At 68.6% G+C, this 4,808-nt stretch carries 4 protein-coding genes and 1 pseudogene; all 5 read right to left on the bottom strand.

The annotated features are described in order from the left end of the window. Positions 1-650 (bottom strand): hypothetical protein (locus ACFV0G_RS35260; RefSeq protein ID WP_380556762.1); only part of this gene is annotated, 650 nt, incomplete at its 3' end. 967 nt (positions 651-1,617) lie between these two features. Further along, positions 1,618-2,409, bottom strand: a complete 792-nt coding sequence (locus ACFV0G_RS35265; protein WP_380556764.1) for a DivIVA domain-containing protein — start codon at positions 2,407-2,409, stop codon at positions 1,618-1,620. Positions 2,410-3,279: 870 nt separating this feature from the next. Then, positions 3,280-3,429 (bottom strand): annotated as a pseudogene (locus tag ACFV0G_RS35270) (ATP-binding protein); the annotation flags it as partial. A gap of 362 nt (positions 3,430-3,791) precedes the next feature. Then, the gene (locus tag ACFV0G_RS35275) at positions 3,792-4,121 is read right to left on the bottom strand and encodes a hypothetical protein (protein WP_380556766.1); all 330 of its coding nucleotides are present in this window, start codon (positions 4,119-4,121) and stop codon (positions 3,792-3,794) included. 249 nt (positions 4,122-4,370) lie between these two features. Further along, positions 4,371-4,808, bottom strand: a 438-nt coding sequence (locus ACFV0G_RS35280) for a PhoH family protein (RefSeq protein ID WP_380556768.1), incomplete at its 5' end; no start/stop codon positions are given.

Here is a 4,808-nt window from a genome sequence, read left to right on the forward strand (position 1 = left end):
GACGAGGCCGCCCCGGCACCCGCTGTCTCCTCCGCGGTGCCCAAAGCCTCGCCGACACTCTTGGACACCAGGCCCTTGGCACCATGCCAGCCCAGCCCCAGCCCGAGGCCCACGGCTCCGGCCGCGCCGCCGGTCAGCGCCGCCCACCCCAGGGATTCCAGGTCGAAGTGGTCGATGTCGCCGCGCATGAGCTCGATCCCCTGTGCGCCCGAGTCCACCACAACCATGAAGAGCGCGCCCTGGACCATCGACCGCAGCAGGGTCAGCAGCCACCGGTTCAAGGCCGCGAGCATTTCCTGCGCGGCAGCCTCGAACGCCGCGAGGAGCCCCAGTGACGCACCTTCGGTCAAGACGGCAGTAGCGATGGCCCAGGAGATCGATGCCACCAGCCACGCCGCGATCTCCAGCACCTGGATCTTCGCCTTGACCACGCCTGCGCGTGACTCGCGCACACTTGCCGCGATGCTCAGCGCCGACTGGCGGACTTGCTCCAACCCGCTGTGCTCCAGGAGCTCGCTCACACCGCGGTCGTGCGCCTCCCGGGCATCACCCCGCCACTGCGGCACATGCAGGGACAGCGCCGCCAGCTTGTCCTGCAACGCGGTCGCTTCCCACGCCAGTTGCTCGTGGGTATCCGCGTGCTGCAGCATGCGGTCCTCGTCAGCCGAGGGCCACGTACCCAACAGGAACTTCGAGACCGGCCGGGCCCACGCGGGAATCCCCAGCGACACCCCTCACCCCACCCCGACCCACACAGGCGAGACAGGAACAACCCCGACCAGGAGAACCACGGCACAGGCCGAAACCACCCCACACCCCACCGCGCCCCCCTTCCCACACCGCAAACGCAGAACCGACCGGAGGACGGCAAACGACCTCGCTGAACTCCTGTACGGAGACCGAAGGCTAGTCAAACCCCAGAACAGTGCGAAGAGCACCTAGGCCTAAGATTTCAGGACCTCTGCCCCCGGATCCGTATCAGTATGGCCAATGATGCAACGTGGGTGGTTTGAGAAGGACGCTACGATTCCAGTTCTGTTCTGCAAAATCGCTGGCAATGAAGCGTGACAGGCGGTGTTGAGGTCATGCGAGACGGCGACGGGCTTGTGGGGCTCCACCTCAGGGCCACCACCACGGCCACCCCACTGAACCCACCATCAACCCGCGAACCCGAGCACAAGACGAGGCCTGTCTGCGCCAGCCCCGCAGTCAGGCCTCGTCATAAGCGGACGGTATGGCCCTTCGGCCCTTCCGTGCGAGACCCGACCGGTGACATCCGTACATGGCCGGGCGAGTCCAGACGGCAGCCGTCCACTCCACGGAGCCGAAGGAAAACCTGTGGCCCGCAGACCGTTTGCCGCCCCGCCGCCGGGTTGTCCACGTCACGGATTCGAGCGCGGCACGTCGGCCGTGAGTCTGCCGATTCGGTGGCAGAGCTCCCGGATGCAGGCCAGGGTGAGGGATAGGGATAGATCTTCCTCTGGCCGCTCTGGCCGCGCCTCGCTGGCTGCAGGCGCATCGGGCACTGTCTGACCGGGTTGGCCGTCACCGTCCTGCCGTCCGTGGTGCCGCCCCGGAAGGCTGACGCCACCCTTGATGCTCTCCGCCACGATGAGCTCACCCCGCTGTGCTGTGTGTCGGACTGGCGAGGGCGTTCCTCGCGGCTGCTGCGGGAGCTGACTTCCAGGCCGAAGCGGTACCCGTGACGCCGGGGGTCGCATATGAAGCGTCGCCCGGTGCGGATGCAGCGGGCTCGCGGCCCCTTTCAGATGCCCCCTCGACGACACGGAGGCTGCAGAAGGCATCGACACCGCTTGTTAGCGCTGCCAGCTCGCCCTCGCTGCCGGAGGGCCTGCCCGAGTCCAGATGATGCAGCTGCTGGTCCAGGAACGACTTCACCTGGGACCGGTACTCCCGTTCCACCGCACGGAGTTTCCCGATCTCCGCTTCAAGGGCGCTGCGCTCGGCCGCCAGGGTGGCGAGGACCGAACAGCGCTCCTTCTCGCTCCTCTGCTCCACAGCCCGCGCGGCCGATCGCGCTTCGGCTTCGAGACTGTGGGCGCGGCGCTGTGCTGCGATGACGACAGCCTCCGCCTCCCGGTGGGCCGCAGCGACCTCCTCGTCGGCCGCCTGCTGCGCCAGCTCGAGGATCCGTTGGGCGTAACGGGCGGCGTTGTCGGACGACGAACCCTCGTGGCTGCTGAACGGGGTTTGCGCCGGCATCCCCTGGTGACCGCCGAGAACGGCCGAAGCAAGCTTGATGTGGAGCGCCTCGTTCGCCCGTATCAGTTCGGAGAGTTCCTCCTCAACCTCGTCGAGGAACTCGTCGACCTCCTGCTGACGGTACCCGTGCCGCAGGCGCACTGTGGTGAACTCTTTGGCGCGGAATGCTTCGATGGTCAGCGGCATAGGTTCACCTCGAGAGAACGTGGGGGGATCCACCGGTTGACTGTCCGCGTGCGTTGGGGGCGGGGTACCGCGCGACCGCTGGCGTCCCGATGCTGGGGCGGTGCGGCGGCCGAGCTTGAAGGTCCGACTCCGTCTGTATGCGGACTTGCTGTGGGGGATTTGTATCTGCCCGGTGAGCCTGAAGTCCAGGGCTCTCCTCCGCATCCCTGTGGAGATGGGTCCGTGGTCCCAGTTCCGCCCGCCAAGGCGTTCAGCCGGCGGCGGAGAGTTGTGTGATCACTCGGACTGACTCAATGGTCAAGGTCCAGCCAACACCCGTTCGATGTCACTGCGCGGCGGTGTCCCAAGCGCGGCCGGTCGGCTGGCGAATCTGCGCTATGTGGCCGACGTCGGCCAGCACTTGGAGAGCGCTGCCTGCGGCTGACTGTCAAGGGGAGAACTCCCGGGGCGAGGGCTGCTTCAGCTCCTGGAGCTCGGCGTCGCCGGAGTCGGCTAGGAGCGGCTGGCCGCGCACCGATTCCTCCTGCTCAACCGGGAGAACCCCTGTTCGGCCTGGCCGTCCGTAAGCCCGCCCGGGTCTGGCACAGCCATGGTCCGGACACCGCTATGGCTCCTTGTCCGGACAAAGCGGCCGTGCGCGCTACCCGCGGCTATGCGTAGTCCTCTGGCCGCGCAGGCCCGCGTCAGGTCGCTTGCTGTGCGTCTCGCTGTTGATGGACAGGTCCTCGTGCCGGGGTGCCGGGCGTTGGCCGTTTCCGGGAGTGCTCCGGCGTCAAGGGACTGTAGGAGCTCCCCGCTCGCGAACAGTTGGTTTCCCCACTGGCGGACGGTGAAAGTCCCCGGTGGACAGGTGATCTCCCCGCCTGTGGGTCAGCCGAGCGGGACGGCACCTCGTCCGGTGGTCGCCTCGGCGAGGTGGTGGCTGTCGCCCCGTGTGACGACGACGTGGGCGTGGTGCAGGAGCCGGTCCATGGTCGCGGTGGCGAGGGCCTTGGGCATGATCTCGTCGAACCCATCTGGGGCTGGCACTTGTTCCCTCACATGAGTTGCCGCTGCCACCTGGCCGTTTCCTCGTCCTGCGGTCCTCGTTGCTTCTCGCGGTGGCGCTCAGCTTTTCCAGGTGCTGCCTTGATGGTTCAGGTGCGAGGAAGGTGTGCCGGTGGCCGAGGCGAGGCTGGTCGGGAAGGCAGCCCGGGCGCGACGTGTGCGGAGGTTGGCCGCGTCGCGCCCGGCGGCCTCCTCCTGAGGCATGGCGGCGGGCCGTGCAGCGGGTGCGGTGAGGAGGGCCCCGGCGTGGCCAGCCTGAACGCAGGCCGAGAGCAGGGGTGAGGCCTTTGGGTTCAGCGCTACAGCAGCGCCTGCGCCGGGAGGTCTCTGGCTGTTCACGAACGCCGCCGATCGGTCGGTGACCGAGGCCGCTCTGGGAAGGACTCGACCCAGACCATGCTGTTTATGAGGCCAGGCAGTTCGGTGTCAAGGATCTCGCGCCAGCCGGTGAAGTCGGCGGTGGTGTAGGAGCCGAGCGGCTGGTCGGAGCCGTCCGGGCCGGCGCCGCGGCGCCAACCGAATGCGACGCCGCCGGTCTCGGAGGCGTCCTCGAAGCCGGGCGGGGCGTGGCCGACGTGTACGACAACGAAGATTCCCTCACCGCTCGGCGCGCTGTTTCGGTAGTGCCGGTAGATGCCGCCAACGTGGAAGAACGTCTCGGTCACGGTCGGCTCCCTCCACGGACAGGCCCCGCGCATTGTTCACCCGTCCAGGATGCCGCCCCGCGGGGTGATGCGCGTGGACCGCGGGTGTGCCGCGCGGGGGGGCGTCCGCGTCGTCCGCCGGACGACCGGTCCCGAACCGCCGCAACCCCTGGGACACCGTCGGCACGACAGCCGCGCGTCCCCGAGCCGACCTCCTTTCGCCCGCGTCGATGGCCAGCGCAGAGAGCGGCGAGCCCCTGCGGATTCGGGTCAGGCCTCGGGGCGCTCCAGCATCTCGGTGACCAGGGCCGCGATGGGCGAGCGCTCGGAGCGGGTCAGCGTGATGTGGGCGAACAGCGGATGCCCCTTCAGCTTCTCCACCACCGCCACCACGCCGTCGTAGCGGCCGACCCGGAGGTTGTCCCGCTGGGCCACGTCGTGGGTGAGCACCACCCGCGAGCCCTGGCCGATCCGGGACAGCACGGTGAGCAGCACGTTCCGTTCGAGGGACTGCGCCTCGTCGACGATCACGAAGGCGTCGTGCAGCGAGCGGCCGCGGATGTGGGTGAGCGGGAGGACCTCCAGCATCCCGCGGGAGATCACCTCCTCGATCACGTCCGGGGTGGTCACCGCGGAGAGGGTGTCGAAGACCGCCTGCGCCCAGGGGCTCATCTTCTCGGCCTCGCTGCCCGGCAGGTAGCCGAGCTC

It is taken from the genome of Kitasatospora sp. NPDC059571 (assembly GCF_042735675.1).
GTDB lineage: Bacteria > Actinomycetota > Actinomycetes > Streptomycetales > Streptomycetaceae > Kitasatospora.